The organism is Ruegeria sp. AA3 (assembly GCF_056542905.1).
This window is the reverse complement of record NZ_JBQGAQ010000011.1, coordinates 43160-59711: the sequence shown is the minus strand read 5'-3', so window position 1 is coordinate 59711 and position 16552 is coordinate 43160. Positions and strand designations below refer to the sequence as shown.

The 16552-nt window shown below is 52.5% G+C and carries 13 protein-coding genes; 7 read left to right on the top strand and 6 right to left on the bottom strand.

The annotated features are described in order from the left end of the window. The 5 genes from ACR0JR_RS17435 (at position 1) to ACR0JR_RS17415 (ending at position 6251) form a co-directional block, all read left to right on the top strand. Complete coding sequence (locus ACR0JR_RS17435) at positions 1 to 2040, top strand: ABC transporter substrate-binding protein (protein WP_480457193.1); 2040 nt, start codon at positions 1 to 3, stop codon at positions 2038 to 2040. 72 nt (positions 2041 to 2112) lie between these two features. After that, positions 2113 to 3117, top strand: a complete 1005-nt coding sequence (locus ACR0JR_RS17430; RefSeq protein WP_010443435.1) for an ABC transporter permease — start codon at positions 2113 to 2115, stop codon at positions 3115 to 3117. A gap of 5 nt (positions 3118 to 3122) precedes the next feature. Next, positions 3123 to 4265 (top strand): ABC transporter permease, encoded by a 1143-nt coding sequence (locus tag ACR0JR_RS17425; RefSeq protein WP_010443436.1) that lies wholly within the window; start codon positions 3123 to 3125, stop codon positions 4263 to 4265. After that, the gene (locus tag ACR0JR_RS17420; RefSeq protein WP_010443437.1) at positions 4262 to 5248 is read left to right on the top strand and encodes an ABC transporter ATP-binding protein; all 987 of its coding nucleotides are present in this window, start codon (positions 4262 to 4264) and stop codon (positions 5246 to 5248) included. Before ACR0JR_RS17425 ends, ACR0JR_RS17420 begins: the two co-directional genes overlap by 4 nt. A 4-nt stretch (positions 5249 to 5252) precedes the next feature. Next, on the top strand, positions 5253 to 6251 hold the full coding sequence (locus tag ACR0JR_RS17415) for an ABC transporter ATP-binding protein (RefSeq protein ID WP_480457192.1): 999 nt from the start codon (positions 5253 to 5255) through the stop codon (positions 6249 to 6251). Positions 6252 to 6471: 220 nt separating this feature from the next. Here ACR0JR_RS17415 and ACR0JR_RS17410 read toward each other — a convergent pair whose 3' ends face one another. Beyond that, complete coding sequence (locus tag ACR0JR_RS17410) at positions 6472 to 7401, bottom strand: permease (protein WP_480457191.1); 930 nt, start codon at positions 7399 to 7401, stop codon at positions 6472 to 6474. Between the two features lie 105 nt (positions 7402 to 7506). Here ACR0JR_RS17410 and ACR0JR_RS17405 point away from each other — a divergent pair, with 105 nt between their 5' ends. Further along, on the top strand, positions 7507 to 7839 hold the full coding sequence (locus tag ACR0JR_RS17405; RefSeq protein WP_480457190.1) for an ArsR/SmtB family transcription factor: 333 nt from the start codon (positions 7507 to 7509) through the stop codon (positions 7837 to 7839). A gap of 96 nt (positions 7840 to 7935) precedes the next feature. On the opposite strand, the gene ggt is transcribed toward ACR0JR_RS17405, so the two are convergent. The 4 genes from ggt to ACR0JR_RS17385 all read right to left on the bottom strand — a co-directional run bounded on the left by ggt (position 7936) and on the right by ACR0JR_RS17385 (position 14538). Then, the gene (ggt, locus tag ACR0JR_RS17400; RefSeq protein WP_319544439.1) at positions 7936 to 9753 is read right to left on the bottom strand and encodes a gamma-glutamyltransferase; all 1818 of its coding nucleotides are present in this window, start codon (positions 9751 to 9753) and stop codon (positions 7936 to 7938) included. Positions 9754 to 10041: 288 nt separating this feature from the next. Continuing rightward, positions 10042 to 11199, bottom strand: a complete 1158-nt coding sequence (locus tag ACR0JR_RS17395; protein ID WP_480457189.1) for an aminotransferase — start codon at positions 11197 to 11199, stop codon at positions 10042 to 10044. A gap of 230 nt (positions 11200 to 11429) precedes the next feature. Further along, a complete protein-coding gene (locus ACR0JR_RS17390) occupies positions 11430 to 11732 on the bottom strand; it encodes an aminotransferase class V-fold PLP-dependent enzyme (RefSeq protein WP_480457240.1) in 303 nt (100 codons plus the stop codon). A gap of 13 nt (positions 11733 to 11745) precedes the next feature. Next, positions 11746 to 14538 carry a bifunctional aconitate hydratase 2/2-methylisocitrate dehydratase gene (locus tag ACR0JR_RS17385; RefSeq protein WP_480457188.1) on the bottom strand — a complete coding sequence of 931 codons (2793 nt, stop codon included), beginning with the start codon at positions 14536 to 14538 and terminating at the stop codon, positions 11746 to 11748. Positions 14539 to 15077: 539 nt separating this feature from the next. Here ACR0JR_RS17385 and ACR0JR_RS17380 point away from each other — a divergent pair. Continuing rightward, a complete protein-coding gene (locus tag ACR0JR_RS17380) occupies positions 15078 to 15749 on the top strand; it encodes a DUF1045 domain-containing protein (protein ID WP_480457187.1) in 672 nt (223 codons plus the stop codon). A 49-nt stretch (positions 15750 to 15798) separates the two neighbouring features. On the opposite strand, the gene ACR0JR_RS17375 is transcribed toward ACR0JR_RS17380, so the two are convergent. Beyond that, complete coding sequence (locus tag ACR0JR_RS17375) at positions 15799 to 16539, bottom strand: phosphate/phosphite/phosphonate ABC transporter substrate-binding protein (protein ID WP_260027156.1); 741 nt, start codon at positions 16537 to 16539, stop codon at positions 15799 to 15801. Between the last annotated feature and the right edge of the window lie 13 nt (positions 16540 to 16552).

Sequence of the window (16552 nt, the reverse complement as noted above, 5' to 3'; positions counted from 1 at the left end):
ATGAAGAAGCTTTTGATGTCCGGAGCCGCATTTGCGACTCTTGGAAGTGCTGCCTGGGCAAATTGTCCGACTGCGACGGTGGCAGATATGCAAGGCCTGACGGATGGGGCATATCCTCAGCAATTTGATCTGTCTGAATTCCAGTCCGCAGGAAATTGTACGCTTGGATTTTCGGAAAACCCATCTATCGCAGATCTCAACGGCATGATCCGAGGCAACGAAGCTCTACCAGCAGTTGCGGATCGTTTGCCAGCTGATCCACTGGTTATCGTGCCCTACGACAGCATTGGTCAGTATGGCGGCCAGCTGGACGCGCTGTCCAACGCTACGGAAAGCGGTACATCCGACTTCTTGTCTGTGCGCCACGTCAATCTGTTCCGTTATTCCGACGACTTGCAAACCTTGGTGCCCAATGTTGCGAAGTCCTGGGAATGGAATGACGCATTCACCGAGCTGACGGTTCATCTGCGTTCAGGTCACAAATGGTCGGATGGCGCGCCATTTACATCGGCAGATGTTGTCTTTTGGTATGATAACCTGATGATGGACACCAACGTTATAGCCGAAGCGAAGGACTACGCGCTGGCAGGTGGTGAACCGATGAAGGTTGAGGCGCTGGACGATACTACCGTTCGTTTTACGCTGGCAGCGCCGAAGCCGGGTCTGACCGAGACGTTCTCATTCACGTATGTTCAGCCCTTCCAGCCAAAGCATTTCTTTGAACAGTTCCATCCGGCTCTGGATGCAAATGCGGACGCCAATGCACAAGCACTTGGATATGAGAACGGTTATGAGCTGATTAAAGCTTATTACGGTAATTCCGACTGGATGGACACGCCATCTCCGATGCTGACTGCGGGAGACAAACTCGCAGGTCTGCCCAAGGATGCGATGCCAACATTGGAAAGCCACATTCTGGTCAAGGAAAGCACAGAGGGGCGCCACTACGTTGCGAACCCATATTTCTTCCAGGTGGATACGGCAGGAAACCAGCTGCCCTATATCTCTGAGATGGATGAGACCTATGTTCCAGATGAAGAGGTACGGAACCTTAAACTGTTGAACGGCGAGGTGGATTACAAGTCGCAGGGCGTAAACCTGACATCTGCTCCGGTTCTGTTGGAAGGTCAGGAAAGCGGGAACTACACTCTAGAAGTGAAACCGGCAATTGGCTACCCGGTGCTGACGTTCAACGTTACTGCTGAGGATGAAGCTAAAAGAGCGATCTTCAATGACATTCGTTTTAGAACAGCGATGTCGGTTGCGATGGATCGCAATCAGCTAAATGAGGTAACCGCATTCGGTCTTGGTGAACCAACACAGTATATTGGTTTTTCTCCACGTCCGGATTTCATCGACGAAAAGTGGTCGAACTACGAGATCAACTTTGATCAGGAACGTGCAAATGCTCTTCTGGATGAAGTTGGCCTTGTTGATCAGAACGGAGACGGTTTCCGCGATCTGCCAAACGGTGATCCGTTTGTGCTGGACTGGCAGTTCTCGACGCAATCCGCATCGGCTCAACTGGTGGAACTGATCGCACAGAACTGGAAAGATGTGGGCGTCAACACGGCAATCAAAGAGGTTACCTCGGATGAGTTTCGTGCCGCGCAATCGGCAAACACTCTGGACATGGGCATGTGGCTCAAAAGCCAGCCAGCCGGTTCGGTTCTTGGCGATGGTGAAATCTGGGTGCCGCCGTTTGACGGGTATTTCGACGTGCGTACCGGTATGCTGTGGGCGGAATACATCAGTTCAAATGGGGAAAATGGTGTGGAACCACCAGCTTGGGTTGCTGATCTAAAAGCGGCATTGGACACCTACCAATCCAGTGCGCCCGGATCAGACGCCTCGGTCGCCGCTGCGCAGAAGATGGTCGAGATCATGACTGGGGAGATGCTGTTTATTGGTACAGTAAATGCTCCGGCCCCGATCTATCATTCGAACAACCTGCAGAACTTCACTGAATTCAAAACGCAGTCCTACGAGTTCTATAGAACCTATCCGTACCGCCCTGCCCAGTGGTGGCTGTCGGAGTGATAGGCGTTTCAATCTAAGACAACGGTTAGGGGCGTCAGCGCCCCTTTCCACATGCTAGCCAGGAACTAAGAAATGCTCCAATTCGCTCGCTTTGCCGCCACGCGCGCAGTGATGGCTGTGGTTACTCTCGTGTTGGTCTCGCTCATCGTTTTTACACTGATGGAGCTTGTACCGGGTGATTGTGCTGAACGCTATCTCGCCTACAAAAACACGCAGGGCTCGGCCATTACGCTGGCTGATATCGAGGCTGAGAGGGTAAGGCTGGGGCTTGATCGTCCTTTTCTGGTACGTTGGGCTACTTGGTTAAGCGGCGCTTTCCGCGGTGATTTCGGGGATAGCTGCATTTTGCGCGTCAATATCGCGCAACTTCTAGGTGACAAGTTTTGGATCTCTTTGTGGATCTGCTTGGGCTCTTTGACACTGGCATATATGATCGCAATTCCGGTTGGCATTATCTCGGCGGCGTCAAGGAACGCTTTCCTCAACAATTCCCTGCGGCTCGTCAGCTATTTGGGTCTGGCAATGCCGAACTTTCTGCTGGCGTTGATGGTGATGTTGTTTTCCACCGTGTATTTTGGGGAAACACTGACCGGCCTGTTCAGTCCTGAATATCGTGAAGCGCCCTGGTCATGGGCCAAGTTTGTGGATCTTTTGAAGCATGCCTGGCTGCCGATTTTCATTCTGGGATGGTCGGCAACCGCATTTGCTCTGCAAACCGTTCGTGCACTGATGTCGGACGAGATCGGTAAGCTTTACGTGACCGCCGCCGCCGCGCGCGGGATATATGGCCGCCGACTCTTATGGCGCTATCCCGCACGCCATGCGCTGGGGCCGATCGTCAACTCGCTTGGGTTCGACCTGAACCGTATCTTCAATGAACTGCCCATTGTGGCCCTGATCCTGACACTCACCGAAGCTGGATCTCTACTGCTTGAGGCGCTGGCACGGTCGAATGACCAGCAGTTGGCTGGTGCGATCATATTCTTGCTGACAGCTGCCATCGTCACGCTGAACTTCGCGACCGACATCCTGTTGGCTGTAATTGACCCGCGCGTGCGCAAGAGCATTCTGAGGTAACGCCCATGTCTGCAAAAACGTCCACGAAAATTGACGATCAGAAGGCAAAAGAAGCTTACTTTACGGCTTCACAGCGCCAACTGATCTGGGCCAGATTCAAAAAACAACGGGCGGCCATGATTGCCGCTACAGTGCTGGTTGTATTGATCCTTTCAGGTCTTTTTGCACCATTTCTGTCACCCTATGATCCGACAATAGCGGGGCGGGATAAGGATTATTTGAATGGGGCCCCTCAGATCCCGAAATTCTGCGACAAGAATGGCTGTTCCATACGTCCGTTCCTGCACACTGTGACACGCGAACGATCATTGGCGACAAATTTTCGTTGGGTTGAGAAGGTCAACGAGGATGAACGCCGCTATATGGAGTTCTTCGTAAAGGGAGATAGCTACAGGCTATTCGGATTTATCCCTGGCAACATCCATTTGTTCGGTATGGAGCAAGGATACGTTCATCTATTCGGAACTGATAGTGCGGGCAAAGATATCTTCTCGCGTACGCTTCATGCTGTCTGGACGTCGCTTCAGGTGGGAACTTTGGGAGTAGTGATCTCATTCGTTCTTGCGCTGATGATCGGGGGGATTGCTGGCTACTACGGTGGCGCGATTGACAGCGTGATCCAGATGATTACCGACGCGGTCAGGACGGTGCCTTCGATCCCGCTCTTTATGGCTATTGCGGCCTTTATTCCGCCCGAGTGGTCAGCCGAGACCAGATTTTTCGTTATTACACTGATACTGGGATTGGTCGGGTGGCCGACGCTGGCGCGAAGGGTGCGAACTCATCTGCTGACCGAGCGTAATCAGGAATATGTTTTGGCGGCTCAACTTTGCGGAGCATCTGCAGGGCACGTTATTCGGCGACATCTCCTTCCCAGCTTTACCAGCTATATCATCGTCGATCTGGTGATCTCGTTTCCGTATGTTGTTCTGTCGGAGACGGCTCTCAGTTTTATTGGGCTAGGGCTTAAGGATCCGGTCAATTCATTGGGAGTAATGCTCCAGAACGTGACCAAGGCGGACGTTTTATTGAACTACCATTGGTATTTTATTCCGGTCTTTTTCTTCATCGCTCTTGTCATGGCTTTCGTCTTCGTTGGTGATGGATTGCGTGATGCCGCTGATCCATATTCGGAGACCCGCAAATGAGCCTGATCGACGTCGAAAATCTTACGCTGCAATTTAAGACCGACGAAGGTTTGATCACAGCGGTAGATGATGTGTCTTTCTCGCTGGCGCCCGGCGAAGTCATGGGCCTTGTAGGGGAAAGTGGTTCTGGAAAGTCCGTGACTGCGAAATCTCTGATGAAGCTTAATCCGGGAAATGCGGTCTATTCTCCGGAAAGTCGGATTACCTTGCATCTTGATAGCGGCCCAGTGGATGTCATGAGCCTGAAACGCCCCCGCGATATGGAAATTGTACGGGGTGGGTCGATCTCGATGATCTTTCAGGAACCCATGGCCAGTTTTGCGCCGGCGATGACAGTCGGCAGCCAGATGGTTGAGCAGTTGTTGATCCACACTGACTTGTCCAAGAAACAGGCTAAAGAGCTATCAATTGAAATGCTGGACCGGGTCGGTATCTCTGACGCATCCACTCGGTTTGGGCAATATGCGTTTGAGATGTCCGGCGGTATGCGGCAACGGGCGATGATAGCCATGGCCCTATCAACCAAACCCAAGCTGCTGATTGCGGATGAGCCCACGACGGCGTTGGATGTAACCATTCAGGCGCAAGTAATAGACCTGATGAAAGACCTCGTGGCTGAGTTCGGCATGGGGATTATCTTTATCACTCATGATCTTGGCGTCGTTGCACAAACCGCTGATAAAGTGGCGGTGATGTATCTGGGCAAGATGATTGAGCAGGGACCGGTGCGCGAAGTTATTCGGAACCCATATCACCCCTATACCAAAGGTCTGATCGATGCCCTGCCGCAGTTGGATGACCTGGAGAAACCGCTCATGCCGATCCCAGGAGATATTCCGTCACCTCTGGAACGGCCTGCGGGATGTGTCTTTCACACCCGTTGCGGCAAAGTGATCGGCGACATTTGTCGCACTGTTGTGCCGCAATGGTCTGATACGGGCGAAAATCACCGCACCGCGTGTCACTTGTGCGCTGAAGGATAAGTGAATGAGTTCTGAATACCTAATCCAAGCACGCGATCTTTCGGTTGGTTTCCCGGTGGGTGGCCAACTCTTCAATAGGCGGGTCCTGAAAGCGGTTAATCATGTTACTCTCGACATTCCAAAGGGTTCGTTCTTTGGGGTGGTCGGTGAAAGCGGGTCTGGAAAAACGACATTTGGTCGTGCCTTGTTGAACGCGGTACCGATCACAGGCGGTTCAGCACATTATGATGATGGCGAAGTAAACTATGACCTTGGAGATCTGGCCGGAGCAGATCTTAAAGAATACCGTCGAAGGGCACAGTTGATTTTTCAGGATCCCTACGCAGCGTTGTCGCCACGCATGACGGTGCGCGACATTATCGCTGAACCTCTTGAAGTTATGGGGCTCTGCAAGTCGCGCGATGAGGTGGACGAGCGGGTTCGCGAAGTGGCCGCGATGTGTCGGCTCAATATCGAACACCTGCGCCGTTTCCCACATGCGTTTTCCGGCGGACAGCGTCAGCGTATTTCGATCGCACGTGCCCTAGTTTCCAGACCTCGGTTTGTTATTGCAGATGAAAGTGTCGCGGCTTTGGACGTGTCGATTCAGGCCGATATTTTGAATTTGCTTAAGTCGTTGCAAGATGAAATGGGCCTGACTTACCTGTTTATCAGCCACGACCTGTCCGTGGTCGCACACACCTGCGATCATGTTGCGGTAATGTATCTTGGTCAGATTATGGAAAGTGCCCCGACGCGGCAGTTGTTCGAGGCACCTCGGCATCCTTATACGAAGGCGTTGTTCTCGGCGATCCCTTCTCTGGACCCCGATGACAAAGGAAAAGTGCAGCGGTTGGAGGGTGAGATCCCATCGCCGACGAACCGCCCGACAGGATGTCAGTTCCACACACGATGCCCCTTTGCGACAGACCTGTGTAAACAGAAAGAGCCTGAGATGGAGATATGCGAAGCCGGCCATTCCGTTTCCTGTCACCGCTGGCAGGAACTTCAGACCGCAGTCTAAGTTAAGTTGGATTGCGTCCCGATAAGCTATAGAAAAGATCCTTTTTCAATTGGTCCGCCTTCTAATTAGAGCTTTGCGCCAAAATATTACCCTCTTGCCGTTGAGCTGAAACCCTTCATTGGGCAGGTGGCTCAGAGGGTAAGATCTTGCATTAGCGGCTTATTTGGGCCAGCCGGTAGGAGTTGCCTGTACTGCCTCGAATAGTCCACTTTTCGAAAGTCTAGCTGCCCAATGGTGTGAAAGCGTAGAAGAAACCTGCAATCATCGCCATGGACAGAATGATAAATAGAAAAGCCGCGATCATGGGCAGTTTGAAGATAGAACGTAGCAGGATGACTTCGGTTAGGCTTGCCCCCGCGCTACCGATGATCAGCGCCATTACAGCACCCAAAGACATGCCTTTGGCAGCAAGGGCGGCGCTCAGCGGGATGACCGCTTCTGCACGAATGTAAAGCGGGATGCCAATTACGGCGGATATCGGGATCGCTAGCAGATTATCGTTCCCGGCATACTTCGTGATCAGATCGGTGGGCAGGAAACCGTAAATCATGGATCCGATTAATATACCGACTAACAAATAGGGCAGTACGGTTTTGAAATCTTTCCAGGTGCTTTTCCATACCCGCACCCAGTGGCTGTTGGGTTTAATCTCGGCCGATCGGCTTGCCCCACATCCAGCCGATGGAGGTGGGGCCTCATATGCGGCGGGCTCTACAAAGCGTTCAAAGCCAAGTTTTTCGAGTGCGAAACCGGCGAATATCGAAACGCCGAGGGCGATTACAAAATAGACCAGGGTCACTTTGAGGCCGAACGTGACAGCGAACAAACCGATGATGATAGGGTTCAACAAAGGGCTGGAGAATAAAAAGACCATCATCGGCCCAAATCCGGCCCGTGCTCTGAGCAGTCCTTTCAGAAATGGGATGGTGGAGCATGAGCAGAATGGGGTTACTGCACCCAACATAGCTGAAATTACATAGCCACGACCATTGCGTGAACTGAGGATGGCTTGAATGCGCGCTGGCGAGACATATGCCTGCAGCAGGCCGACGCCATAGCTGATGATCAGAAAAAGCAATGTCAGTTCAACCGCGAGGAAGGTGAACATACTGAGTGTTTCCTGCACAGCAGTCAGGGTTGATTGGGACATGATGTCATACTCTACTATATTACTAGTAAAATCGAAATAATAGCAATTCAAACTTGTGTCAAGGTATTACGGGTAATATCGTAATATTGAGATCGTGAGGTGAGAATGCAGATAGATGATGCTGCCAAAGTGCTGAAAGAGCTCGGCCACAGCCACAGAATTAAGATATTCAAAAGGTTGGTGAAATCAGGATACCAAGGTCTACCGGTGGGGGTTCTCAGGGAAGATCTGGACATTCCGCATTCATCCATGACCCATCATATCGCAAGCTTGGTTAGCGCGGGTTTGATAACGCAAGAGCGTGAAGGGCGTATTCTCCGTTGTGTGCCGCAATATAATCGCCTGTGGGAAGTGATCGAATTTCTTCAGGACGAATGTTGCGCTGATCAAGGGGGCGACCCAAACCGACCGGTTTTTAAGGCGCCGCCTACCGATTGAGTGCCGCCGCAGGGATGTGTTTTTGACAGTCGATAGTCCGATTTAATAAGGCGGCTGTTGATCAGCCGCCTTTCCGTCTCTGCATTATAGGTGCGATTACTCGCCCAATGCGATGCCCTCGCGACGCGGATCTGCGCCGCCCTCCAATCCGGTAGGACTGATTTTGATCATATGCAATCCACTGGTCAGTGCGCGGCTGTTGGTTTCAAATCCCATTTCTTCCAGCGCCGGAGCCAGGGATTCGGCATCCGTCCCTTCTTCGAGATCATATGTGCCAAACCGATTGATCAGATGAGGAGCGGCTGCGGCGCTTTGGACATCCATGTCCCAGTCCAATACGGAAATAATAGCCTGTGCCACATAACCGATGATCCGTGACCCGCCCGGAGATCCAACCGCTAGAACCGGCTCTCCGTCCTGCATTACAATCGTCGGTGCCATTGATGATCTTGGTCGTTTTCCCGGCGCAACTGCATTTGCAATCGGGACACCATCACTATGTGTGGCAAACGAGAAATCGGTCAATTCGTTGTTCAGCAGAAAGCCGCCCTTGGTCATCAAATGTGAACCAAAACCTGTTTCGATGGTCGTGGTCATCGACAACACATTTCCATAGCGATCTACGATTGAAATATGAGATGTGGAGGGCATCGACATATCGATATTGTCGGCCCAAAGCAGCGCGTGGTCGAACTCGGGTTGTCCAGGTGAGACGGTATCCAGCGCCGCTGGGCCTTCTAGTAACGATGCACGGTCTTTCAGGTAGGTTTCGTCCAGCAGGCCGCCAACCGGAACTGGAACAAAATCACTGTCTGCGATATACCGCCCACGATCAGCAAAAGCGAGCCGCGAGGAATCCCCGATCAGACGCCATGCCTCTGGGCTTTCGGGGCCCATTGCGGCAATATCATAAGGTTGCAAATGGCCAAGGATTTGCCCGACACTTAGGCCACCCGATGATGGCGGTCCCATACCGCAGACCTCAAAGCTCCGATATGTCGCGCAGACCGCAGGTCTTTCCACCACACGGTAGTTGGCCATATCCGGCATGCTAAGAACACCTGGGTTGCGTACGGCTCCACGCACTGTTGCCACAATATCCTCGGCAATTTCGCCGGTATAAAATGCATCGGCCCCTTCGACTGCAAAACTACGTAGAGTTTGCCCGTAGGCCTGGTTCTGCAGATGATCACCAACCTGCAGCCCTACGCCATCGGGCATGAAATATGCCGCTGTTGACGGCACTTGACTGAGTCGCTCAACATCCCACTCGATCATACCTGCAAGGCGGGGTGTAACTGTGAACCCGTTTTCGGCCAAGTCTATTGCATCCTCAAACAAAGAGGGCCAGTTTGCGCTGCCCCAGCGGCGATGCGCGTCTTCCATAAGGGCAGGGGTGCCTGGCACGCCGACCGAGATGCCACCGATGGCCGCGTCATAGAACCCCCGTTTTTCGCCTTCGGCATCCTGAAACAGGCGTGGGTTCACTTCAATAGGAGCGGTTTCGCGGCCATCCAATGTGGTCAATTCACCAGTTTCGGCATCAAACCAGACAAGAAATGCACCACCGCCTAGCCCCGAAGACTGAGGTTCTACCAATCCAAGTACAGATTGTACGGCGACCATGGCGTCCGCTGCAGTTCCGCCTTCTGACAAAACGCGAGCGCCAGCCTCCACAGCCAACGGGTTCGCTGCCGAGACCATCCAGTCTGAAGCGACAACGGGCTGCCCGGCATCGCGCTTTCCCAAGGCGGCTTCAGCGCGCTCTGACAGTTTGTCCAGTGCACCGGCGGTGGCTGCTTCGGGTGCGACCGTGTCTGTGGTCTGTTGGGCGAAGGCAGTACTGTTCAATAGCGCACTCAGAATTACAGCAGAGGCTGCTAGACCGCGCTTTTGTTTCAGTTTGGTATTCATTGTTGGGTTCCTCCAAGAACACTTTGAAAGCAAACAGTTGGGCAAAAAGGTGCGAACAAATTAAGAAATACGATCACCGTAATGATACTGATGCAAAAGACAACGCGACAAATTCAATGTGGCGACTACATACGGGCCCGGGGCTGTTCGAAAAACGTACGGGGCTTTGAACGAGGCCTTCTGCACGGTTCTTTAAAGAACTGTCTGGTTAACTTAACAAAGTAAATGCAGACAGAAAACGTGGGTGGATCTGGATGGCATTCCAGAGTTTTTCTTGGGTTGACCCGTTCAATTGATGGTTTCTGTGGCGAAGGGAACGCCTCTCTCTTCGAGCCGCCTCAGATAGCCGCTGACCTTTTCAAGACCGGTCTTGAGAATTTCAGGGTTGTTGGCGTAACCGATACGTAACCAACCCTCCATATGCAGAACTGAGCCAGGTGTGAACATCACCCCAGTTTCTTCCAGCAATGAGACACAGAATTCGCGAGACGACATATCGAAATCGTACTTAAGCAACGCGGTGGTGCCCGCCTGCGGCTTGACATAAGAAATCCTGGGTTCATTAGATACCCAATCATCAAGGATTTTAAGGTTTCCGCGGGTAATGCGGTGGCTGCGCTCCAGAATGCGGGATTTGTTTTCCAGCGCGAGGGCGGCGAAATAATCGTCAAGCATTCCAACGCTGATCGTGTTGTAATCGCGATGGATGGAGACCGCCTTCAGCACCTCCGTTGCCGCTGCGATCCAACCCAGTCTCAATCCTGCCAGCGAAAAGGTCTTGGACATACCAGCCACGCTGATACCTCGTTCATAGAGGTCCGCTATCGCGGGGCAGAAACCGTCACCGGTTTGGCTGGTGCCACGATACACCTCGTCACACAGCACATAGGCCTGACTGCGCCGGGCAATCTCAATGAATTGCTCCAGGTAGCCTGCATCCATCAATGCGCCGGTCGGATTGTTGGGATTGTTGATTGCGATCAACTTCGTGTCTGGTCGGATCAAATTGGCGAATTCATCGAGATCGGGCAAAAAGCCGTTTTCCGGCCTCAGCTGAAGGATATCAACTGTGGCGCCATAACTCTCAGGGATCGAATAATGCTGTTGATAGGTTGGCCGGACCGAGATCACGTGGTCGCCCGGTTCAACCAGCGTTTCATGGACCAGTGCATTGGCCCCAATCGCCCCGTGTGTGACGACAATATTGTGGCGCTCTTGCCGTTCATAAAGCGTCGCAATCGCATCACGCAATCGGTCAGACCCTTCGATCGCGCCATAGGTCAGTTTCATTGGTTTGAGGTCATCTAGAACGTCGGAGTTCTTGCCAGACAATTCTAAAAGCTGCTCGATTGTCAGAGATGCAACACAGGTTTCGGCCAGATTGAACTCGCAATGGTTTTCGAATTCATTCATCCAGATCTCAACGCCAAAAGGCTTGATTTTCATCTCATCTCTCCCTGTTGCTCAGTCCTTGCGCCTGAGGAAGCTTACAGATGCCAAAAGCCATGGCGATGCCCTCAAGGCCCAAGCCGACTGAACGGAAATATACTGACATGGTGTAGTCAGTTAACCGAGCCTTGCCGCAGGGCAGTGAACCCAGATCGCCACTGTTCTGATCCGACGATCATCCATGGTCAACCCTTGCGATCCTTATCTCCGCCGCTGGCTCCAATGGCTCAACCGATTTCCTCAAAACAGCGTACAGTCGCCGACAGGCCCACCAGCACGTCGTATTGAGGCGTGCCCATCGCATATCGGTTCGGGTTTGCATCCGACACGCACCGCCCCTTGTAGGGGAAAAGCGAAGTCAATAATGCCAGAAGTTCCCAGACGATACCCAAATGCGGTCTGAAAAACTTGTACGAGGAGAAGGCCAGAAAATCATAGCCCAGTTCTTTAACGTCGACCAAGTGATGCGGCGCAAATTGCACCGCATCTACAAAGGTCAACGCCCCTGTATCTTCCACCGTCTTTCCGATGTTGATTGCCGATCTAGAAATGTACGGACAGACCAGCCAAGGGCTTCTGGATTGGAGGTGCGAACTTGGTCAGATCGATGCCTTCAACCGCTGTTTTGTATTCATCCAGCGTTGGTGTACGTCCCAGAATTGCCGATAGGACAACAACAGGAGTTGAGCCCAACAAGGATTCACCCTTTTTGGTTTCGGAATCCGCAACCACCCGGCCTTGGAACAGGCGTGTCGATGTGGCTAGAACCGTATCCCCTTTGGCTGCTTTTTCCTGATTGCCCATGCAAAGGTTGCAGCCCGGACGTTCAAGATAAAGGATGTTTTCGTATTCGGTACGGGCCTGAACCTTAGGCGCAGCATCGTCGAACTCGAATCCGCAGTACTTCTGCAGAATTTCCCAGTCGCCCTCTTCCTTCAATTCATCAACAATATTGTAGGTCGGAGCGGCCACTACCAGCGGAGCCTTAAATGTGACATCGCCCTGATCAGCCTCGAGATTGCGCAACATCTGAGCGACGATCTTGATATCACCCTTGTGCACCATGCATGACCCAACAAACCCAAGGTCCACTTTCTTTTCTGCGCGATAGAATGAAATCGGGCGGATGGTGTCGTGGGTATAACGCTTTGAGACATCCGCATTGTTGACGTCTGGGTCCGCGATCATTGGTTCAACGATTTCATCCAGATCGACAATGACCTCGGCAGCGTATTTGGCATTTTCATCGGGTGTCAACGCGGGTTTCTCACCCGACCTGATCTGCTCGATGCGCTTGTCCGCGACCTCGATCAAGCTGTTGAGCATCCGGGCATCATTCTCCATGCCCTTTTCGATCATGATCTTGATGCGCGATTTGGCAATCTCCAGTGACTCGATCAGGGTCTCGTCGTTGGATATGCAGATTGAAGCTTTGGCTTTCATTTCCGCAGTCCAGTCGGTGAAGGTAAAGGCCTGGTCCGCCAACAGCGTTCCAATATGCACTTCGATAATCCGACCCTGGAACACATTGTCACCGTGCTGTGCCAGCATCTGCGCCTGTGTTGCATGAACCACGTCGCGAAAGTCCATGTGATCAGCCATCTTGCCCTTAAAGGTCACTTTTACGGATTCAGGGATTGGCATGGTGGCTTCACCTGTCGCCAGAGCTAGCGCCACGGTGCCAGAGTCCGCGCCAAAAGCGACACCTTTGGACATCCGGGTATGACTGTCACCACCAATGATGATTGCCCAATCGTCAACAGTAATGTCGTTGAGAACCTTGTGGATAACGTCTGTCATCGCGTGATAGACGCCCTTTGGATCACGACCGGTAATCAAACCAAATTTGTGCATGAAAGCCATCAATTTGGGCGTATTGGCCTGCGCTTTGGCATCCCAGACAGAAGCCGTGTGACATCCCGACTGATAGGCCCCGTCGACCGAAGGAGAAAGGACCGTAGCGGCCATGGCCTCAAGCTCTTGTGCCGTCATTGGTCCGGTTGTGTCCTGACTGCCAACGATGTTGACGCGCACCCGCACGTCAGACCCTGCGTGCAGTACCTTGTCGGGCGCTACACCCAGTGAGTTTGCGTTAAAGATTTTTTCAACTGCGGTCAGACCTTGATCCTCGACGCTGATTTCCTTCGAAGGCGCAAAGACCTGCGGTGCTTCGATCCCCAGAGTTTCAGCGGCGAAAGTCTGCAGTTTTTTGCCGAACACGATGGCATAAGACCCACCAGCCTTCATGAACTCCATCTTTTGCGGTGTGAATGATCCGGCCATATCGACCAGTTCATCGCTGCCATCTTCGCTAAATAGTTTCTTTTGCTTTGTGTTGATTGTCAGAACGGTTCCGGTCGCAACCGAGTAATTCTGTTCCAGCACCGGGTTGCCGTCATTGTTCAGGATCGTCTTGCCGTCTTCGTCCGTCTTTCTGACCCAGTTCTTAAGGTCCACACCGATCCCACCGGTCACGCCTACCGTGGTCAGGAAAATGGGAGAGATGCCATTCGTTCCCGCCACGACGGGTGCGACGTTGACAAACGGAACATACGGGCTTGCCTGCTTGCCGGTCCAAAGGGCGACGTTGTTAACCCCAGACATGCGCGATGATCCGACGCCCATCGTGCCTTTTTCAGCGACTAGCATGACACGTGCATCTGGATGCTTAAGTTTCAGTGCCTCAATTTCTTTTTGAGCGTCTTCCGAAATCAGACATTTGCCGTGCAGCTCGCGATCAGCGCGGGAATGTGCCTGATTGCCTGGGCTTAGAAGGTCGGTTGAGATATCGCCTTCGGCCGCCACATAGGTAACAACTTTGATTTCTTCGTCGACCTCAGGAAGCTTGGTAAAGAACTCTGCCTTGGCGTAGCTGTCCAGAAGATCTGAAGCTATGGCATTGCCTGCCTCATAGGCCGACTTGATGCGATCTGTATCGGCCTCGTAAAGAAAGACCTGGGTCTTGAGCACCTCAGCCGCATCGCGTGCTGTCGCTTCGTTGGTGCCCAGTGCAAGATCAAGCAACACTTCGACCGACGGGCCGCCTTTCATGTGGCTCAATAGCTCATAGGCGAAAGCTGCCTTGATTTCCTCAACCTCGACAGTGCCCAGAATGATTTCTTTCAAAAAGCGCGCTTTTTCACCCGCGGCGCTCGTGGTGCCGGGCAGGGTGTTATAGATAAAGTGGTGCAGGCAGTCATCGCGGTGCGAACTGCCGGTGTCTCTGATATGGTCGATAACTTCGCGGGTCAGTGCACCGTCATCGATGGGCTTGGGGCTGAGCCCCTGTTGCTTGCGGTCTTCGATCTCGGTCAAGTAGTCGTTGTAGAGGCTCATGTTATTTTTCCGCATCTCTGGCATGCTATGGGGCGATATTCGCGGCGGCATAATTGTCGCTGGATCAGTATAGTATACTTTCGTATACATTAGATTGACGGAGTTCAAGCGCCGGATTGCCGCATATTACATGAAAATCCTTTAGGCCATCTCGAATCCCGGTGCATTCCCTCTAATTTTCAAGATTGCAGGGAATGGTAAATGAGAAGGTGGGCGAAATTCTTAAAGCCCTAGAGACAACCCTTTTCTACCTGCGATTAGTCAAGGTTACCTGCCGTTAAACAGCGCTTTTGCGATCGCTCCAGATGTCGAGCAAAGGGGGTGAGGGCGCGGTTCATAGACCCAATGTGCAGTGCATAGAATACAGTGTTGAGGTCAGCGCGAAGGTGGTGTTCCCATTCTTGAGTATCCGCAACCACGCCCTGTTCGGTGGTCACAGCCCCGGTTAAAACCTGATCAGGCAAAGCCAACCGCACCTTGGCAAGCCACGAAATGCCTGACACATCGCTATCACAGAGGATGCAGGATAAGAGGAGTTCATGTCGTATACTCGTTTTGCGATCTACTATGTTCCCCCCCACGGCCCGTTGGCCCGTTTCGGGGCATCCTGGCTGGGTTGGGACATTATCAGCGCGTGTGAAGCGCCTTTGTTCGATTTTCCCGGTTTGGATGGAATCACGATGACGCCGCGCAAATATGGCTTTCACGGAACGTTGAAACCGCCATTTCGGTTGGCCGGTGACAGCACAGCCGAGGAATTGCACATGCGCGTGGCTGAGTTGGCGTCGGGACTTGCTCCAGCGATATGCGATGGTTTGGAACTGACCAGACTTGGCCGCTTTTTGGCGCTGATTCCACGCGGTGAATCTAAGGCGTTGCAACAGGTCGCTGCAGCTTGCGTCCAAGACTTGGATGAATTCCGAGCGCCTTTGCCTGTGGCAGAACTTGAACGGCGGCGGCGACCGGGGATGAGCGCCCGTCAGAATGCCCTACTGATCCAATGGGGTTACCCGTATGTGATGGACGAATTCCGTTTCCACATGACCCTTACCGCACGGTTGCCCAAGCTAGATATACCGGTCTGGACAGAAATGATATTGAAGTCTCTGCCTGAACTGCCGGTTCCGTTTGTTGTTGATCAGATCGCGTTGTGTGGTGAACGCAAAGATGGGCGGTTTGAGTTGATTCATCGCTACAAGCTCGCGGGTTGAATCAGATTGCCTTCCAATCTTTGATCCGAAGCTTCGATAAACGCTCAAATCAAGGTGGGTTGGGTATCTCGGTGTATTTGTCTTTTGGAATTCGGACGATACCACACAATCCGAGAAGGCCCCGATCGAGCGGATCAAGGAGTTCGATCGCAGATTTCACTGCACTAAATATGGAATCTGCGTCATTTCCATTCGCGGTAATAAGCGGCAATCCAGGTGTCGGCGCGGTCCAATCCAAAACCCGCAATTCCTGCGCGAACGCATCATGCTTCTCCATCAGTTTCCAGGACATAGCGTCTAGCGATGCGATGTCCGCACGTCCTGAGGCGACCGCTTGAGCTGATTTGACATGCTGTTCCGTGTGTAGACGATTTTGAAACCAAAAACCGTGCTTGCGTAGATGCCAGTACGGAGCAGCGTAACCTGACTGCGAGAATGTCTGATTAAACGCAAAGATTGACTCGCTGAATTCTACGATGTCCTGTCGGGCATCATCGGAACGCACGACAAGTGCACTACGATAATATCCTGGGGGGCAGCCATCAAGCCCGTAGTCCGGTGTGCCGACCAGCTCGACCAAGTCATGCAGCCAGATGCGATACGGCATGCCGCAAGTCTGGCTTAATACCAAATTCGGGTTTTTCCAGACAAAAAACTCTTCTGCGTTCTGAGAGAGATGTTCGGGGCCATCTATACCTACTTCATTCAAGTTCCGAAGTATCAGCTGCCAATAACGATCATGGGCCGCTGCCAGCTGCGGGCGCTGATACATCATCAGATTTGCAATCATTCTGTTCAGAGCC

What these genes read in the sequence shown, in the direction of transcription:
- ACR0JR_RS17425 (WP_010443436.1), top strand. Translation starts at nt 3,123, where the DNA reads ATGTCTGCAAAAACGTCCACGAAAATTGACGATCAGAAGGCAAAAGAA.
- ACR0JR_RS17420 (WP_010443437.1), top strand. Translation starts at nt 4,262, where the DNA reads ATGAGCCTGATCGACGTCGAAAATCTTACGCTGCAATTTAAGACCGAC.
- ggt (WP_319544439.1), bottom strand. Translation starts at nt 9,753, where the DNA reads ATGAATACCAAACTGAAACAAAAGCGCGGTCTAGCAGCCTCTGCTGTA.
- ACR0JR_RS17380 (WP_480457187.1), top strand. Translation starts at nt 15,078, where the DNA reads ATGTCGTATACTCGTTTTGCGATCTACTATGTTCCCCCCCACGGCCCG.
- ACR0JR_RS17375 (WP_260027156.1), bottom strand. Translation starts at nt 16,539, where the DNA reads ATGATTGCAAATCTGATGATGTATCAGCGCCCGCAGCTGGCAGCGGCC.
- ACR0JR_RS17385 (WP_480457188.1), bottom strand. Translation starts at nt 14,538, where the DNA reads ATGAGCCTCTACAACGACTACTTGACCGAGATCGAAGACCGCAAGCAA.
- ACR0JR_RS17415 (WP_480457192.1), top strand. Translation starts at nt 5,253, where the DNA reads ATGAGTTCTGAATACCTAATCCAAGCACGCGATCTTTCGGTTGGTTTC.
- ACR0JR_RS17430 (WP_010443435.1), top strand. Translation starts at nt 2,113, where the DNA reads ATGCTCCAATTCGCTCGCTTTGCCGCCACGCGCGCAGTGATGGCTGTG.
- ACR0JR_RS17435 (WP_480457193.1), top strand. Translation starts at nt 1, where the DNA reads ATGAAGAAGCTTTTGATGTCCGGAGCCGCATTTGCGACTCTTGGAAGT.
- ACR0JR_RS17410 (WP_480457191.1), bottom strand. Translation starts at nt 7,401, where the DNA reads ATGTCCCAATCAACCCTGACTGCTGTGCAGGAAACACTCAGTATGTTC.
- ACR0JR_RS17395 (WP_480457189.1), bottom strand. Translation starts at nt 11,199, where the DNA reads ATGAAAATCAAGCCTTTTGGCGTTGAGATCTGGATGAATGAATTCGAA.
- ACR0JR_RS17405 (WP_480457190.1), top strand. Translation starts at nt 7,507, where the DNA reads ATGCAGATAGATGATGCTGCCAAAGTGCTGAAAGAGCTCGGCCACAGC.